The 17,274-nt window shown below is 75.7% G+C and carries 12 protein-coding genes; 2 read left to right on the forward strand and 10 right to left on the reverse strand.

The features are described from left to right. Window positions 1-25: 25 nt before the first annotated feature. From ACI789_RS09980 to ACI789_RS10000, 5 genes are all read right to left on the reverse strand, one after another. The gene (locus ACI789_RS09980) at window positions 26-940 is read right to left on the reverse strand and encodes an alpha/beta fold hydrolase (RefSeq protein WP_457008514.1); all 915 of its coding nucleotides are present in this window, start codon (window positions 938-940) and stop codon (window positions 26-28) included. 267 nt (window positions 941-1,207) lie between these two features. Next, window positions 1,208-1,957: a ZIP family metal transporter gene (locus ACI789_RS09985; protein WP_457008516.1), complete on the reverse strand. Its 750-nt coding sequence runs from the start codon at window positions 1,955-1,957 to the stop codon at window positions 1,208-1,210. A gap of 92 nt (window positions 1,958-2,049) precedes the next feature. Continuing rightward, complete coding sequence (locus ACI789_RS09990) at window positions 2,050-2,733, reverse strand: hypothetical protein (protein ID WP_457008518.1); 684 nt, start codon at window positions 2,731-2,733, stop codon at window positions 2,050-2,052. A gap of 160 nt (window positions 2,734-2,893) precedes the next feature. Further along, on the reverse strand, window positions 2,894-4,078 hold the full coding sequence (locus tag ACI789_RS09995; RefSeq protein WP_456920723.1) for an AAA family ATPase: 1,185 nt from the start codon (window positions 4,076-4,078) through the stop codon (window positions 2,894-2,896). Between the two features lie 54 nt (window positions 4,079-4,132). Beyond that, entirely contained in the window at window positions 4,133-5,101 is a 969-nt protein-coding gene (locus ACI789_RS10000; protein WP_457008520.1) for a chemotaxis protein CheB, read from the reverse strand. Between the two features lie 308 nt (window positions 5,102-5,409). On the opposite strand from ACI789_RS10000, the gene ACI789_RS10005 reads away from it, so the two are divergent. Both ACI789_RS10005 and ACI789_RS10010 read left to right on the forward strand, forming a co-directional pair. Further along, window positions 5,410-5,778 carry a phage holin family protein gene (locus ACI789_RS10005; RefSeq protein ID WP_456920721.1) on the forward strand — a complete coding sequence of 123 codons (369 nt, stop codon included), beginning with the start codon at window positions 5,410-5,412 and terminating at the stop codon, window positions 5,776-5,778. Window positions 5,779-5,833: 55 nt separating this feature from the next. Then, window positions 5,834-10,762, forward strand: coding sequence for an NAD-glutamate dehydrogenase (locus tag ACI789_RS10010; protein ID WP_457008522.1), 4,929 nt, complete (start codon window positions 5,834-5,836; stop codon window positions 10,760-10,762). A gap of 52 nt (window positions 10,763-10,814) precedes the next feature. Here ACI789_RS10010 and ACI789_RS10015 read toward each other — a convergent pair whose 3' ends face one another. The 5 genes from ACI789_RS10015 to ACI789_RS10035 form a co-directional block, all read right to left on the reverse strand. Beyond that, entirely contained in the window at window positions 10,815-11,330 is a 516-nt protein-coding gene (locus tag ACI789_RS10015) for a signal peptidase II (RefSeq protein ID WP_457008524.1), read from the reverse strand. After that, window positions 11,327-12,748, reverse strand: coding sequence for an amidase (locus ACI789_RS10020; protein ID WP_457008526.1), 1,422 nt, complete (start codon window positions 12,746-12,748; stop codon window positions 11,327-11,329). The genes ACI789_RS10015 and ACI789_RS10020 overlap by 4 nt, the downstream gene beginning before the upstream one ends. Before the next feature lie 9 nt (window positions 12,749-12,757). Further along, window positions 12,758-15,331, reverse strand: a complete 2,574-nt coding sequence (locus tag ACI789_RS10025; protein ID WP_457008528.1) for a SpoIIE family protein phosphatase — start codon at window positions 15,329-15,331, stop codon at window positions 12,758-12,760. Window positions 15,332-15,508: 177 nt separating this feature from the next. After that, window positions 15,509-16,267 (reverse strand): peroxide stress protein YaaA, encoded by a 759-nt coding sequence (yaaA, locus tag ACI789_RS10030; protein ID WP_457008530.1) that lies wholly within the window; start codon window positions 16,265-16,267, stop codon window positions 15,509-15,511. Between the two features lie 92 nt (window positions 16,268-16,359). After that, window positions 16,360-17,151 (reverse strand): exodeoxyribonuclease III, encoded by a 792-nt coding sequence (locus tag ACI789_RS10035; protein ID WP_457008532.1) that lies wholly within the window; start codon window positions 17,149-17,151, stop codon window positions 16,360-16,362. Window positions 17,152-17,274: the final 123 nt, after the last annotated feature.

Here is a 17,274-nt window from a genome sequence, read left to right on the forward strand (position 1 = left end):
CCTCCCGCGGTCGGGCCGCCCGGGCTCAGTCCCGGGCGGCGGCCGCCCGGACGGCGTCCGCGATCGCCGCCACGCCCTCGGGGGACCAGACGATCGAGTAGTGGTTGGTGCCGGGCACCTCCCGCGCGGTGATCCCGGACGGCGCCAGCCCGAGGCCGGCCAGCCGCGTCTCGTCGTAGAGACCGGGGGTCTGGTCCATCAGGCCGCGCGTCGCCCACAGCAGCGTGGCCGGCACGGGCAGGTCGGCGGTGGCCTCGAGCACCCGCTCGTTGAGCAGCACGTCGCCGCCGTCCACCCGGATCGCCTCCGGCACGCACGCGCTGCGCAGCGCGGGCGGCTCGCCCTGCAGGTCGCGGGTCAGGTACGCGGCCACGGCGGGGTCGTCGACCCACGGCCCGACCGCGGGGTGCTGCGCCCAGAAGGCCCGCACCGCCGCGAGGTCCGGGAAGGTCATCGACAACCGCTGCAGCGACGGCCCGAGGAGGGCGGCCATCATCGCGTCGACGTCGGCCCCCGGGGGCAGGGGCAGGGCCAGCCCGCCGTCCACCAGGACCAGGCCGTGCACGCGGTCGCGGGCCTGCCCCGCCGCCGCCAGCGCCGCGACGAATGCGCCCATGGAGTGCCCGACCAGCACGGTGGCCTCCGCCCCGGCCTCGGCGTCGGCACCGAAGCCGTCCAGCAGCGCGGTGAGGTCGTCGGCGTGCGCGTCGAGGCCGTACGGGCCGGGCAGTCCGGCCGAGCCGGCCCGGCCGCGCAGGTCCGGCGCGAGGACCTCGAACTCGCCGGCCAGCGCGTCGGCGACCCGCGCCCAGGCCATGGCGTTGGCGGTGATGCCGTGCACGAGCACGGCCAGGGGCGCGCCGGGGGCGTCGGCCGGCCAGCGCAGGGCGGTCAGCTCCCCGCCGGCCACGGGGACGGCGATCTCCTGCGGTTCTCTCACGCTGCCACCCTGCCCGGCCCGGGCCGACGCCGCAGGGCCAGGCAGGCCCACCGGCCGCACGGTGGGCTGCGCAGGTCGTGCTCTGCGTCCCCCTCGCACGCAGAGCACGACTGCCGGCGGAGGGACGTCGTCAGGCGATGCCCACTGGCCTGACTCCGCCCCCGCGGAAGGACCCCGCTGCCCCCCACCACTCGCAGGCTCGTGGCGGGCCCCTGCAGCGCGGCCACTGGTCGCTCGTTCCTCGCTGCGATGCTCCCGCGGTCGTCGTCAGGCGACCTCGATCGCGAAGGCGACCAGGAAGCCCAGCGTCGTGATCACCCCGGTCCAGGTGCGGGTGCGCTCGAACGCCTCCGGGATCATCGTGTCGGCGATCATGGTCAGGATCGCCCCGGCGGCCACGGCGGTGATGACCGCGATCGCCTCGGGCGGCGCCCCGCCCAGCGCGGCGTAGCCGACCAGCGCCGCGAGGCCGCTGGCGACCGCGATCCCGCCCCACACGCCGAACACGTAGCGCGCGGAGCGGCCGTTGGCCTTCATCCCGGCGGCCGAGGACAGCCCCTCGGGCACGTTGGAGATGAACACCGCGGCCAGCACGGAGGCGCTCACCGACCCGCCGCCCAGCAGCCCGAGCCCGAGGACGACGGACTCCGGGACGCCGTCGAGCAGCGCCCCGATCGCGATCGCGGCCCCGCTGCCGGACTGCTCGTCCTCCGAGGGCTGCTGGGTCCCCGACCGCTTGCGGTGCCGGGCGCCGCGCCGGGCCAGCGCCTCGTTGGCCGCCAGGTAGGCCAGCGCGCCACCGACGAACCCGACCGACGTGGCCGGCAGCCCGCCGGTCTCGGCTGCCTCGGCCATGAGGTCGAAGGCCACGGCGGAGATCAGCACACCGGACCCGAAGGCCATGACCGAGGCGATGACCGTCTGCGGCACCCGCACGAACCAGGCGACCAGCGCGCCGAGCACCAGCGCCCCGCCGCCCAGCAGGCCCCAGAGCCCGGCTTCCAGCCACGTCGGCACGCCCGTCCCCGTTCCTCGCCCCCCTGGTCAGGGGACGCCGGGGACGGCTCTGCCCACGGAGCCGATCGGTCAACCGCGCCGGCCTCGCCCGATCAGGTGTGCGGCGGTCCTCGCCGGTCGGCTCCGGCCGGTGCCCCCGTCACGCGGTCGGGATACGTGGCGGTGAACCGCACCATGCCCCAGATCACCGCGATCGGCAGGACCCAGTCGAGCAGCAGCTCGGCCAGGTGGCTGCCGGGGCCGCCCGTCGCGTCGAGCCCCAGCGCGGTGACCAGGGCGGAGGCCGCGCCCATCGCCGCGATCGCCACCGCCCACGCGGCGCTGAGCACCCGGTTGATCTTCGTGAAGGCCGGGGAGTCCCAGTACTCACGGGGTGTGCTCTGGCGGGCGTACTCCGCGGTGAACGGCAGCACCGGCACGGTCAGCAGCAGGTACAGGCCCAGCGTCACGCCGACCAACGGCCTGCCCCACTCGTACAGCCACCGGTCGACGGCGGGGCCCCCGGCGAACCCGACCACGGCGATGACCCCGAACAGGACCAGCGAGCCGATGTCGAGGATGCGGGGACCGTGCCGGCGCTGGGCCCGCACCAGGGCGATGCCCGCGATGGCGGCGGCCACCAGCGCGGCCCAGGCCACGCCGTCGGAGGCGAGCCGCTGGGCGACGAAGGCGAAGACGATCCACGGCAGGAAGCCGACGGCCAGGCTGGCGAACCCCAGCCCGGGCGGCGTGGACCGGGCCGGGTGTGCCGGTGCGGGCGCGGGGGTGGCGGTCATGAGGACCCCGATCGGGACGAGGGTCCGTCCATGCTCGACCGGCCGGCACCGGGTGGGCCAGGGCCCTTGGACCGGTCCTCCCCGTGCGCACTCACCGCGGTCCCCGGGGTCCCGGGACGACGGCACGTGCACACACCGTGCCGACCAGCGGCGGCGGGCCTCAGTCGGGGTGGCTGAGCAGGTAGCGGCCGAAGTGCGGCACGGTGAACGCGATCTGCCCGCGCTCGGCGGAGTAGACCAGACCCTTCTTGATCAGCGAGTCGCGCGCGGGGGAGAGGGACGCCGGCTTGCGGCCCAGCGACACCGCGACCTCCGACGTCGCCACCGCGGCCCCGTTCGGCCCGCCGAGCTCGGCCATCGCGTGCATGTACTCCCGCTCGGCGGGCGTGGCGCGGTCGTAGCGGGACCCGAAGAACCCGACCGCCAGCTCGGCCTCGGCGACCGGCGCGGCCATCGCGACGTCCGCCGCGGTGATCGGTGAGGCGGCCGCGACGTCCCACGTGACCTTCCCGTAGGCCTGCACGAAGTACGGGTAGCCGTCGGCGGCCGCGTACAGCGCGTCGAGCGCCTCCGCCTCGAAGGTGACCTCCTCCCGCTCGGCCGGGGCGAGCAGCGCCCGGTCGGCGGCGGCCCGGTCGAGCCGGTCGATGCGCAGGTAGCGGAACAGCCGCTCGGAGTAGCTCTTCGACGCCGACAGCACCGCCGGCAGGTGGGGGAGGCCCGCACCGACGACGATCAGCGGCGCGCCCTGCTGCGACAGCTCGTGGCAGGCGGCGCAGATCGCCGAGACGTCGGGGGCCTGGACGTCCTGCATCTCGTCGATGAACAGCGCGACGCCCTTGCCGACGTCGGCGGCGAGCCCCGCGGCGTCGCTGAGCAGCTCGACCAGGTCGATCTCCATGTCCCCGGAGTCGGCCCGCCCGTTGGCCGCGGGGACGTCGATGCCCGGCTGCCAGCGGTCGCGCACCTTGGCGTCCGCCGACTGCCGCTGCGCGAAGGCCTTGAGCACGCCCAGGACGGCGTCCATCGACTCCTGGTCGGGGTGGCGCAGCTCGCGCAGCGCCATGTGCAGCGCGGAGGACACCGGCCGGCGCAGCGACTGGTCCGGCCGCGCCTCGATCTTGCCGGTGCCCCAGCCGCGGCTGATCGCCGCCGACCGCAGCTGGTTGAGCAGCACCGTCTTGCCCACGCCGCGCAGCCCGGTCAGCACCAGGGACCGCTCCGGGCGGCCGTGCGCGATCCGCTCGAGGACGACGTCGAAGGCCGACAGCTCGGTGTCGCGACCGGCGAGCTCCGGCGGGCGCTGGCCGGCGCCGGGCGCGTACGGGTTCCGCACGGGGTCCATGTCGAGCACCGTATGGCGTCGTCTAGCCCTCGCCGTAGACGTCGGTAGAAGCGGCTAGGGCGTGTCGCCGTCGGGGTCCTCGACCGCCAGGGCCTGGATCCGCTCCGCCCGGCGCTCGGCCAGGTCGGCGGCCCGGAGGTTCTCCTCCCGGCTGCCGGCCTCCCCGGTGTCGAGCTCGGCCAGCCGCCGGTGCACCGCGGCGATCTCCAGCAGCTTCGAGGCGGCGTTGTAGATGGCGCCCTCCACGGCCTGCCGTTGGGCGTCCAGGAGCGTCTGCGCGCTCCAGGAGTGCCCGACGTGGCAGGTGTAGCTGGCCGTGCTGTCCGGGACCGTCTCGTACATGCCGCCCTGGCACTCGGGGCACCCCACGGCCGCGGGCGTGCCCAGGTCGGTGACCGCGGTCGGTCCGCCCTCCATGGACCTGCTCCTCTCTCGGGTGGTGGCCGGCGCGGAGGAAGGGAAGGGCCCGCACACGACGTCGGTGACAGCGGCTCCCAGCGCGGCGGCGGGGAGCGATCGGGCCCGGCGGACGGTCGTCAGCGCGGCCCGCGGCATCGCCGAGACCCGGGCCTCGGCCGGGTCCTGGACGAGGACGGTGCCGTCCTGGGCGGCCACGCTCGCCGCGCCCACGGCGCCGTCGTCCAGCGCGCCGGAGAGGACGACGGCCACGACACCGGGGCCGTAGGACTGTGCGGCGGTGCGGAACAGCGGGTCCACGGCCGGCCGCTGCCGGTTCACCCGGGGTCCGGGCGACAGCCGCACCCGGGAGTCGCGGACCAGCAGGTGCCGGTCCGGGGGTGCCACGAGCACCGTCCCCGGGGCCAGCGCGTCCCCGTCGACGGCGTGGCGCGCGGGCAGCGGCCCCCAGCGGGACACCAGCCGGGGCAGACGGCTGTCGGCGGAGGGTGGCAGGTGCACCACCACGAGGACGGCGGCGGGGAGGTCCGGCGGCAGCGCCGCGACCAGCTCCTGCAGCGGGCCCAGGCCACCGGCGGATGCGCCGACCACCACCAGTCGGTCCATCGCTGCCCACCTCTCCGGTCCCCGCGAGGAGGAGTGTGCCCGCAGGAGCCCGATCGATGCGTGCGACGGTCAGCGATCGGCCGCGGCCGGCCGGGACCCGCCCCGCCGGACCCACCCCACCCGGCGTTGATCATGGGCTCGTTGCCGCTCCGGCCGGCGTGTCCCACCGTGTCGCCGACAACGAGCCCATGATCAACGCGGGGAGTCCGCTGTCGACCGCCGTCTGGCCCTGTCTAGGGGACTTGCTAGAGAGTCGTAGAGGGCCCGACACGGCCGGATCGTGATCACCCGCCGCTAGCGTGGACGGCGTGCTGAGGTTCCTCGTCAAGGTCGTCATCATGGCCGCCGTCTTCTACGGCGTCGCCTACCTGCTGGACGGCATCGAGGTGATCCCGAACCCGAACGGTCCGCTCGGGGAGCCCGGCACCTACCTGTGGATCGCCCTGATCTTCGCCGTCGTCAACGCGATCGTCGGGCCGATCCTGCGGCTGCTGTCCCTGCCGTTCGTGCTCCTGACCCTGGGCCTGTTCCTGCTGGTGATCAACGCGGCCCTGCTCGGCATCACCGCGGCGATCACCGACCGCCTGCAGGTCAACGGGTTCGGCAGCGCGATCGTCGGCGGGCTGCTGCTGGCCATCGGGGGCTGGGTGGCCGACCAGCTGACCGAGAAGCGCTGAACTCGCCTCGCGTCGTCGTGACCGGGCGCACACCCTCGGGATAGCGTCAACCGTCATGGCCAGCACCATCGGCACCGCCCCGGCGACCCCGGGAGCGGGCCCGGCGGCCGGCGCGTCACCCGCAGCCGCCCCCAGCGAACTGGCCGCCCTCGAGGCGGCCCGGCAGGAGAAGTCCCGGCTCCTGGAGCGAGCGGCGCGCGGCGCCCTCGACTCCCGGTCGGGGCTGCCACCCGGCTGCGGCGCCGACGACGTCCCGGCGCTGCTCCAGCGCTACTACTGGAACGAGCCGGCCGCCGAGGTGCTCGACCACGACCCGGCCGACCTCGCCGCCCTGGCGCTGGCCCACCTGCGCCTGGCGGAGGTCCGCCCGCAGGGCTCGGCGACCGTCGACGTCCAGCGGTTGCCCGACCGCCCCGGCGCCCGGCCCCGTTCGGTGGTGCTGGTCGTCACCGACGACATGCCCTTCCTCGTCGACTCGGTCACCGCCGAGGTGATCCGGCAGGGCTTCCGGCTCGAGCACGTCGTCCACCCGGTGGTGGTGGTCCGTCGCGACCTCACCGGCCGGATGCGGGCCTTCTGCGACAGCGGGGACGCCGCGGCCTGCGGGTCCGACGCGCTGGCCGAGTCGTGGATGGCCGTGGTCCTCGACGGGCCGCTGGACGAGGAGGCCACGGCCGACCTGGTCGCCGGGCTGCGCACCGTGCTGGCCGACGTCCGCGCCGTGGACGAGGACGCCGGCCGCATGCGCGCCCGCGCCCTGGAGCTGGCCGAGCGCCTCGACCGGGCGGCCCCGGCGCCCGACGGCGACCCCGCGGCCGACCCGGCCGAGGCGGCGGCGCTGCTGCGCTGGCTGACCGACGGCAACTTCGTCCTCCTCGGCGCCCGGGACGTCGACCTGCTGCGGGTCCCGGAGCGGACGACGGTCCGTGCCGTGCCGGGCAGCGGGCTGGGCGTGCTGCGCAGCGACGTCGAGACGACCTCCGTCCCCGAGGGGACACCCGGCCCGGCCCTGCTCACCGTCGCCAAGGCCGACACCCGGTCGACGGTCCACCGCCGCGCGTGGCTGGACGTGGTCACGGTGACCCTCCCCGCCGAGGACGGCGGTCCCGCGCGGCAGCACCAGCTCGCCGGGCTGTTCCCCACGGCGGTCGCCGCGCACAGCGTCCGCGACGTGCCCCTGGTGCGCCGCCGGGTGGCCGAGGTGCTGACCCGCTCCGGGGTGCCGGCCGACAGCCACACCGGCATGCAGCTGCTCGACGTCCTGGAGACCTACCCCCGCGACGAGCTGTTCCAGGTCGGCGCCGACGAGCTGGTGCCGGTCGCGCTGGCCGTGCTGCACCTGCAGGAGCGCAGGCAGACCCGGCTGTTCCTGCGCCGCGACCCCGGGGGCCGGTTCTGGTCGGCGATCGTCTACCTGCCCCGGGACCGGTACACGACCGAGGTGCGCCTGGCGGTCCAGCAGCTGCTGCTGGAGCGGCTGGGCGGCACGAGCATCGAGTACACGGCGTGGATCACCGAGTCGGTGCTGGCCCGGCTGCACTTCGTCGTCCGCCCGCCGGTGGCCCGCAGCGGCCGGCCGGCGCTGCCCGACGTCGACGTGGAGGCGCTGCAGGCGGAGCTGGCCGCCGTCGTCCGGAGCTGGACCGACGACCTGGCCGAGGCGCTGCGGGCCCGCTACGGGGAGGACGCCGAGCGGCGGCTGGCCCGCGTCGCCGACGCCTTCCCGGCCGCCTACCACGAGGACTTCCCCGCGTCGGTCGCCGTCGAGGACCTCGAGCGGCTCGACGCGCTGGCCGAGGGCGAGATCGGGCTGGTGCTGCGCCGCGGCTCCTCGACCAGCGAGCCGCGGCTGGCCGTCTACCGGGTGGGGCAGCGGCTGCTGCTCTCCGACGTGCTCCCGATGCTGCAGCACATGGGCGTCGACGTGGTCGACGAACGGCCCTACGAGATCGACCGGATCGGCGCGCCGCTGGCCTGGATCTACGACTTCGGGCTCACCGCCCCCGCCGGCGAGCTGCCCTTCCCCGGCTCGCTGCCGGAACGGTTCACCGACGCGCTCTCGGCGGTCTGGCGCGGCGAGGCCGAGGACGACGGCCTGGGCGCCCTGGTGCTGCTGGCCGGGCTCAACTGGCGCCAGGTCTCCGTCGTCCGCGCCTACGTGCAGTGGCTGCGGCAGGCCGGGCTGCCGTTCGGCCAGCGGTACGTGGAGACGACGCTGGCCGCGCACCCGGACGTCGTCGCCCGGCTGGTCGCGCTGTTCGAGACCCGGTTCTCGCCGGGTCGCGACGCCGGCCGCGAGCGCCGCCAGGAGCAGCTGGTCGAGTCGCTGCGCGCGGCCATCGGCGAGGTCGAGTCCCTCGACGCCGACCGCGTGCTCACCGCACTGCTCGCCGCCGTGACCGCCACCGTCCGGACGACGTACTACGCGGGCGGGCCGCTGGCGATCAAGCTGCACCCGGCCGGGGTGCCCGACCTGCCCGAGCCCCGGCCCGACCGCGAGGTGTGGGTCAGCTCCCCGCGGGTGGCCGGCGTGCACCTGCGCTTCGGCGCGGTGGCTCGCGGTGGGCTGCGCTGGTCCGACCGGCACGAGGACCTCCGCACCGAGGTCCTGGGGCTGGTCAAGGCGCAGATGGTGAAGAACACCGTCATCGTGCCCACCGGCGCCAAGGGCGGCTTCGTGGTGCGCCGGCCCCCGGCGGAGAGCGCCGGCCGCGACGCGCACCTCGCCGAGGGTCAGGCCTGCTACCGGCTGTTCATCGGCGCGCTGCTGTCGCTGACCGACGACCTGGTCGAGGGCCGCGTCGTCCCGCCCGAGCGGGTGGTGCGCCACGACGGCGACGACCCCTACCTGGTGGTCGCCGCCGACAAGGGGACGGCGACCTTCTCCGACCTGGCCAACGCGGTGGCGCTGGAGCGCGGCTTCTGGCTGGGCGACGCCTTCGCCTCGGGCGGCTCGGTCGGCTACGACCACAAGGCCATGGGCATCACCGCCCGCGGCGCGTGGGAGTCGGTCACCCGCCACTTCCGCGAGCTCGACCTCGACGTGCAGCGCCACGACTTCACCGTCGTGGGCATCGGCGACATGTCCGGCGACGTGTTCGGCAACGGCATGCTGCTCTCGGAGCACATCCGGCTGGTCGCCGCCTTCGACCACCGGCACGTCTTCGTGGACCCCACGCCGGACGCCGCCGCCTCCTTCGCCGAGCGCCGCCGGCTGTTCGACCTGCCGCGCTCGTCGTGGGCCGACTACGACCCGGCGCTGATCAGCCCCGGCGGCGGGGTCTGGCCGCGGACGGCGAAGTCCATCCCGGTGAGCGAGCCGATGCGGACCGCGCTGGGGCTGCCCGCCGACGTCGAGGTGCTCAGCCCGGTCGAGCTCGTCCGCGCCGTCCTGACCGCCCCGGTGGACCTGCTGTTCAACGGCGGGATCGGCACCTACGTCAAGGCGTCGACGGAGAGCTCCCTGGACGTGGGGGACAAGGCCAACGACGCCGTCCGGGTCGACGGCCGCGACCTGCGGGTCCGCGTGGTGGGGGAGGGCGGCAACCTCGGTCTCACCCAGCGCGGCCGAGTCGAGTACGCGCTGGCCGGCGGCAGGATCAACACCGACGCGATCGACAACTCCGCCGGCGTGGACACCTCCGACCACGAGGTCAACATCAAGATCGCCCTGGGCCGGGTGGTCGAGGCCGGGGAGCTGGACGCCGAGGGCCGGGCGGCGCTGCTCGGCGACATGACCGACGAGGTCGCCGCCGCCGTCCTCACCGACAACCACGCGCAGAACGCGATCCTGGCCGTCGAGGTGACCTCCGCGCGCAGCCTGCTCGACGCCCACCAGCGCTACCTGCGGGCGCTGGAGCGCTCCGGCCGGCTGGTGCGCAGCGTGGAGGCGCTGCCCGACGACCGCCAGCTCGCGGAGCGGCGGCGGGACGGGCAGGCGCTGACCGGCCCGGAGCTGTCGGTGCTGCTCGCCTACGCCAAGCTGCAGACCGGGGACGCCGTCCTGGCCTCGGACCTGCCCGACGACCCGGCCCTGGAGGACCTGCTGGTCGGGTACTTCCCGGCCGAGCTGCGCCGCCGCTACCCGGAGGCGGTCACCGGCCACCCGCTGCGGCGGGAGATCGTCGCCACCGCCCTGACCAACCGGGCGGTGAACGTCGCCGGCGTGACCGGCCTGTACCGGCTGGTGGAGGAGACCGGCGTGCCGCTGGCCGGCGTGGTGCGGGCGCACGCGGTGGCCCGCGCGGTCTTCGGCGTCGACCGGCTCTGGGACGCCACCCGGCCGCTGGACAACCGTGTCCCGGCCGAGACTCAGGTGGAGCTGCGCACCGAGGCGACCCGGCTGGCCGAGCGGGCGACCCGGTGGCTGCTGGCCCTCCCGACGCTCGCCACGGACGAGGGCGCGGTGCCCATCGGGGCGGTGACGGAACGGTTCGCCGCGCCCGTGGCCGCGGTGCGGGCGGGGCTGCCGTCGTGGCTGCTGGGCTCGGAGGCCGCGGCCTACGCCGAGCGGGCGGCGCGGCTGGAGGAGGTCGGCGTGCCCGCGGAGCTCGCCGCCGAGGTGGCCGCCGCCCCGCTGCTGCCCGCCGCGCTCGACCTGGCCGTCGTCACCGAGCGCACCGGCGCCCCGATCGACCTGGCCGGCCGGGTGCAGCAGTGCCTCGCCGAGCGGCTGAGCCTCGTGCCGCTGCGCGAGCGGGTCATCGACCTGCCGCGCGACCGCCGCTGGCCGTCGATGGCCCGGGCGGCGCTGCGCGACGACCTGGCCGCGGAGCAGGCCGCGCTGACCGCCGAGGTGCTCGGCGGACGGAGAGCCGACACCGAGCCCGCCGACGACCTGGTGGCCCGCTGGGCGGGCGGCTGGGACGGCACCCAGCAGCGCGCGGCGGCCCAGCTGGTCGACATCGCCGCCGGGGACCGCCACGAGCTCGCCGAGCTGCTGGTCGCCGTCCGCACGCTGCGCGGCCTGCGCCGCCGCACCTGAGAGGGGGCCGATAGCCGTGTCTGGCCCTCTCTAGCAATCCCGCTAGAGAGGGCTAGTCGGTCCCAGACGACGGGGTCGGCTCCCGGTCCCCGCGCAGCGAGAGCACCAGCGCCACCAGGACCCCGCAGAACAGCGCGATGTCGGCGACGTTGCCGACGAACAGCCCCGCGTAGTCGATGAAGTCGACGACGTGGCCGCGGCCGAACGCCGGCGCGCGCAGCAGTCGGTCGCCGAAGTGGGTCGCCGCGCCGCCGAGCAGCAGCCCCAGCGCGATGGCCCACGCCGTCGAGTGCACCCGCCGCGAGTACCAGGCCAGCGCGACCACCGCCACGCCGGACACGATGGTGAACAGCCAGGTGGCGCCGCTGCCGATGGAGAACGCGGCTCCCGGGTTGTAGAGCAGCCGCAGGCCCAGCAGGTCACCGGCCAGGTCGATCCGCCGCCCGTTCCCGAGCGCGGCCACCGCCCACGCCTTGGTCGCCTGGTCCACGACCAGCACGGCGACGGCGACGCCGAGCACCCACCCGTAGCGGTGCCGCGGCTCCCGGCTCGCAGGGGCGGGGCTCACAGGGCCGGACGGCGGTCGCCGAACCGGGTGGCCTGCTCGAACGCGTGGCCCACCTCCAGCACGCGGCGGTCGGCGCGCGGTGCGGCCACCACCTGCAGCCCGACCGGCAGGCCCTCGTCGGTGAACCCGCCGGGCACCGACAGTGCCGGACAGCCGGTCGGGGTGATGAGCGTGCAGGCGCGCATCCACTCCAGGTAGTTCTCGAGCGGCTGGCCGGCGATCTCGGTCGGGTACTCCTGCTCGACCGGGAAGGGCAGCACCTGCGTCGTGGGTGCCAGCAGGACGTCGTAGCGGTCGAAGAACCCGACGGTCCGCTCGTACAGCGCGGTGTGCGCGGTCTCGGCGCGGGCGATGTCGGAGCCGGAGAGCTTCGCGCCCATCTCGGCGTTCCAGCGGATCGACTCCTTCACCTGGTCCGGGTGCTGCCGGGCGAGGTCGGAGTAGGCGGCGTCGAACAGCCAGGCGCGCAGCGTGCCGAAGACGTCGTCGGCGCCGGACAGGTCGGGGCAGTCGGCCTCGACGGTCGCGCCGAGGTCCTCGAAGACCCGCACCGACCCCTCCAGCACCGCGGTGATGGCCGGGTCGACCCGCACCCGGCCGCCGAGGTCGGGCGCCCAGGCCACCCGCAGCCCGTCGAGGCGCTCGGGGAGCGCAGCGGCGAACGGCGCGCCGGGGTCGTCCAGGGCGATCGGCACCCGGCGGTCCGGCCCGGCGATCGCGGAGAGGACCAGCGCGACGTCGGCGACGGTGCGGCCCATCGGCCCCTGCACCGACAGCTGCGACCAGCCGATCGACGTCGGCCAGACCGGCACCCGGCCCGGCGTCGGCCGCAGCCCGACGACGTTGCAGAACGCCGCCGGGTTGCGCAGCGAGCCGCCCATGTCGCTGCCCTCGGCGACCGGCACGAAGCCGGCGGCCAGCGCGGCGGCGGCTCCGCCGCTCGAGCCGCCCGCGGACAGCCCGTGCCGGTACGGGTTGTGGGTCACCCCGAACAGCGTGTTGAACGTGTGCGAGCCGGCGGCGAACTCCGGGGTGTTGGTCTTGCCCAGCCGCACCGTGCCGGCCGCCCGCAGCCGGGCGACGACCAGCTCGTCCTGCTCGGGAACGGTGTCGCGGTGCAGCGGCGACCCCCAGGTCGTCCGCATGCCGGCGGTGGCGTGGGTGTCCTTGTGCGCGACGGGCAGGCCGTGCAGCGGGCCGACCTCCTCGCCGGCGGCCAGGGCGGCGTCCGCGGCGTCGGCGGCCGCACGGGCGCCCTCGGCGTCCAGGGTGACGACGGCGTTCACCTGCCGGTCGAGCCGCTCGATCCGGTCCAGGCAGGCGTCGCTCAGCTCGCGCGCCGACAGCTGACGGGAGCGGATCAGCGCGGCCAGCTCCGTCGCGGGGCGCAGGCACAGCTCGTCGGTGGAGGAGGTCACACCGGAAGGCTAGGTGCCGGGTTCGTCGGGGACGACGTCCGGCACCACGTTGGGCCCGGCCTCCGGCGGCCGCGGCCGGTCCTGCGGGTGCAGCCGGACGGCGACCAGCGCGACGTCGTCCTCCGGGCGGCCGTCGACCAGTCGCTCGATCACGTCGTCGAGCAGCTGCTCCAGCGGCCGGTCGGCCAGCTCGGTCAGCGCCTCCCGCAGGCGCACCATCCCGGCGTCGAGGTCGGCGTCGCGCCGCTCCACCAGGCCGTCGGTGAACAGCAGCACCGTCGAGTCCCGGTCGAGCGTCACCACCGACTCCTGCCGGCGCGACTCGGAGTCCACGCCGAGCAGCAGGTCGCCCTTCCACGCGGCCAGCTCGGCCACCGTGCCGTCGGGGTTGATGACCAGCGGCGGCAGGTGCCCAGCGTTGGCCCAGCGCATGCGGGTGACGCCGCGGGCCCGCTCGTCGTCGGTCTGCTCGAAGCGGGCGACGGCGGCGGTGGCCAGCACCCGCGTCTGCAGCACGGCCATCGACGCGTCCAGCCCGCGCAGCACCTCCACCGGCGAGGCGTCGCTGTAGGTCGCGATGCCCCGCAGCAGGCCGCGCAGCTGGCCCATCGCCGCGGCCGCCTCCGTGTCGTGCCCGACGACGTCGCCGATGACCAGCATCGTGGCGCCGCCCGGCTGGAGGAACGCGTCGTACCAGTCGCCCCCGACGCGGGCGGCCTCGACGGCCGGCAGGTAGCGGACGGCGATCTGCGCGTGGTCGGGCTCCGGCGGCTCGGTGAGCAGGCTGCGCTGCAACCCCTCGGCGAGCTGCTGCTGCTGGGCGTAGAGGCGCGCGTTGTCCAGGGCGAGCCCGGCCCGGTCGGCGACGTCCTGGGCGACGACGACGTCCTCCGGGGTGGGCGCGTGCCCCTCCGCGTAGAAGAGGGTGAGCAGCCCGACGGTGCGGCCGCGGGCGCGCAGGGGGAGGGCGACCTCGGTGGCCGGCGCCAGGACGGCGAGCAGGTCCTTGGCCCGGCCCGGCGGCAGCACGTCGAGGACGTCGTCGCCGGCGAAGGTGACCGCCTCACCGGTGTGCAGCGCGCGGGCGACCGGTGCGGTCACCGGCATGACCTCCATGCGCACCTCGGCGTACCGCTCGAGGACCGATCGGCTGGCCGGGTCGACGTGCCAGCTGCCGACGTCGCGGGGCCGGCCGTCGGGCTGGATGACGGTGAGGACGCAGAAGTCGCTCAGGGCCGGGACGACCAGCCGCGGCAGGCGGGCGGTGGCGGCCTCGACGTCCAGCGTGCCGGCGAGCTCGGCGCTGACCTGTGCGAGCAGGGCCAGCTGCTGGGCGGAGCGCTCGGCGCGCTCGCGGACCCGGCGCCGCTCGGTGACCTCGGTGAAGTAGACGGAGAGCCCCTCGGGGGTGGGCCAGGCGCGCAGCTCGTACCAGCCGTCCAGCGGCGCGGGGTAGTAGGCGTCGAAGTTGACCGGTTTCCCGGTGCGGACGGCGCTGCGGTAGCTCTCCTCGAAGATGCTCGCGACGGCCGCCGGGAAGGCCTCCCACAGCACCTTGCCGAGCAGCTCCTCGCGGGAGCGGCCCAGCAGCCGCTCGGCCTCGGCGTTCACGTGGGTGAACCGCCACCGGTGGTCCAGGGAGTAGAAGCCGGCCGGCATCGCCTCGAGCACGCGGGCCACGCGGGTCTGCGCGCTGCGGTCCTCGGTCGTGTCGGAGGCGGCACCGAGCAGCCGGACGGCGGTGCCGTCCGGCCCGGCCAGCGCGCGGCCCCGGGCCTGCACCCAGCGGGTGTCGCCGTCCGGACGCACCACGCGGTACTCGGCCTGGAAGTCGCCGACGGCCTCGATCGACGCCCGCAGGGCCTCGCTCACCCGGGGCAGGTCGTCGGGGTGCAGCCGGCGGTTGAACGCCTCGATCGTCCCGTCGAACTCCGCGGCCGTGTAGCCGAACGTCGCCATCAACGGCTCGTCCCAGATCAGCTCGCCGCTGCGCAGGTCCCAGTCGAAGGTGGCGACCCGGCCGGCGTCCATCGCGAGCACCCAGCGCACCCGCTGGCGCTCGTGCTCCTCGGCGAGGGCGGTGTACTCGAGCTCGGTGAGCACGGCAGCGGCGAGCTGGGCCAGCGTGGCCACGTCGCCGTCGGACCAGGTGCGCGGCTCGGCGGCGAAGACGCAGAGGGTGCCGACGGCCAGCCCCGTCTCGTCGACGAGCGGGACGCCGAGGTAGGAGCCGACGATCCCGGAGGTGACCGGGTCCAGGTCGCGGACCCGCGCGTCGGCGCGGGCGTCGGGGATGACCAGCGGGGCGCGCAGCGCGGCGGCGAGGGCGCACGGCGACTGGTCCAGCGGCGACTCGTGACCGCGCCCGCCCGGCGGGATCCCGGCGATGCCGGCGACGGTGTGCGCGTCGTCGAGGATGGAGATCTGCGCCGACGGCGTGCCGAGCAGCCGGGTGGCGAGCTCCACGAGCCGGTCGAGGGCCGCGGAGCCGCCGTCGGAGACGCGCAACCGACGCGCGGCGCGGACCCGGGTGGGGTCGCTCCGCAGGAGGAGCGCCGCCCGGGCAGCGTCCAGCCTGCTCACGGCGTCGTCCCGCCGCGGGGATGCCTCCACCGAAACCCTTCCGCCCGGCCGGGGCCAGGGTGCTGCTCGCGCCCACCCGCTTCTCGAGCCTCGCGCGCTTCGACGTTATGCCATGGTACGGCGATCCGGGGCAACAATCTGACGCAGATCACTGTGACAAGCACGGAGTGTGACCACTCAGCGGGGAACGTGCTCCGCGGGGACGACGAGTGTCAGCGCCGTCCCGCCGTCGTGTTCCACGTGCAACCCCGCCCGGCGCAGCAGCGCGCGCAGCCGGACGACGTCCGTCGGCTCGGCCGTGGTCGTGGCCAGCAGCCGGGCGACCCGGCCCTTGTGCGCCTTGTTGAAGTGGCTGACGACCGCGCGGGTGCCGTCGGGCCGCTCGCTGAGCACGTCCACGGTGACCGCGCCCGGGACCGGCGCGAGCGCGGCGTAGGACCCGCTGCGCAGGTCGACGACGAGCTCCCCGACCGCGGCCAGCACCGGGCCCAGAGCGGGCTTCCACAGCGCGCGCAGGGTGGGCAGCCCCGGCAGCGACGAGCCGGCCGACAGGCGGTACGCGGGGATCGCGTCGGAACCGCGGACCAGTCCGAACAGCGCCGAGCCCACCACCAGCCGCCGGTCGGCGCGCGAGCGCTGGGCCCGGGTCAGCGACCGGACGCCGAGGGCGTCGTAGAGCACCCCGGTGTAGCGCTCGAGCGCCGGCATGGTCGGGCTGGTGAACAGCGCGGCGTTGCGCGCGATCTCGTCGTCCTGCTTGGCGGACAGCCCGAGCGCGCCGCGGCACGCCGGGACGTCGACGGCGAGCTTCACCAGGGCCTCGGCCAGCTCCACGCGCACCGCGGTGAGCTCGGGGGTCGAGAGGCCGGCCAGGTCGAGCGGGCCGCCGTCCCCGCCGGGGGCCTTCGTCTCCGACGGGGGGAGGAGCACGAGCACGAGTGGTCACGGTACGTGGGGGCAGGCCGGGACCGGCGGACGGCGCGAGCAGCTCGCTCGGAGAGCCCGCCCCGGTGAGGGCAGGGACTTCCTCAGTCGGCCAGGTCGACGACGACGGGGGCGTGGTCGCTGGCGCCCTTGCCCTTGCGCTCCTCGCGGTCGATGCGCGCGCCGGTGGTGCGGGCGGCCAGGGCGGGGGAGCCGAGGACGAAGTCGATCCGCATGCCCTCGCGGCGGGGGAAGCGCAGCTGGGTGTAGTCCCAGTACGTGTAGACGCCGGGGCCGGGCGTGTGCGGCCGGACGACGTCGGCGTACCCGGCGTCGACGATCGCCCGGAACGCGGCCCGCTCGGGCTCGGAGACGTGCGTCGAGTGGGCGAAGACGCGCACGTCCCACACGTCGTCGTCCTGCGGGGCGATGTTCCAGTCGCCGACGAGGGCCACCGGGGCGGCGGGGTCCGCGGCGAGCCAGCCGGACGCCGTCGTCCGCAGCGCCTCCAGCCAGCGCAGCTTGTACTCGTAGTGCGGGTCGGTGAGCGTTCGGCCGTTGGGCACGTAGAGGCTCCACACCCGCACCCCGCCGCAGGTGGCCCCCAGGGCGCGCGCCTCGGTGTCCGGGTCCTCACCCCAGCAGGGCTGGCCGGGGAAGCCGATCTCGACGTCGTCCAGGCCGACCCGGGACAGGATCGCCACGCCGTTCCACTGCGAGTAGCCGACGTGGGCGACCTGGTAGCCGAGATCGGTGAAGCGGGACTCGGGGAACTGGTCGTCGCGGCACTTGGTCTCCTGCAGCGCGAGGACGTCGACGTCCGAGCGCTGCAGCCAGGCGACCACGCGGTCGGCCCGGCTGCGGATGGAGTTCACGTTCCAGGTCGCCAGCCGCACGGTGTCATCGTCGCCCTACCGGGCGACACCGCGGCCAGGTACCCCCTGCAGCGGCGCTGAGCCCCGGCGGTCCTTCGCTCCTCGGGGACCCTCCGGGCCCCGCTCGTCGCTCGGGCGACACCG

Source organism: Geodermatophilus sp. SYSU D00965, assembly GCF_054050075.1.

What these genes read in the sequence shown, in the direction of transcription:
- ACI789_RS09990 (WP_457008518.1), bottom strand. Translation starts at nt 2,733, where the DNA reads ATGACCGCCACCCCCGCGCCCGCACCGGCACACCCGGCCCGGTCCACG.
- ACI789_RS09995 (WP_456920723.1), bottom strand. Translation starts at nt 4,078, where the DNA reads ATGGACCCCGTGCGGAACCCGTACGCGCCCGGCGCCGGCCAGCGCCCG.
- ACI789_RS10000 (WP_457008520.1), bottom strand. Translation starts at nt 5,101, where the DNA reads ATGGACCGACTGGTGGTGGTCGGCGCATCCGCCGGTGGCCTGGGCCCG.
- ACI789_RS10010 (WP_457008522.1), top strand. Translation starts at nt 5,834, where the DNA reads ATGGCCAGCACCATCGGCACCGCCCCGGCGACCCCGGGAGCGGGCCCG.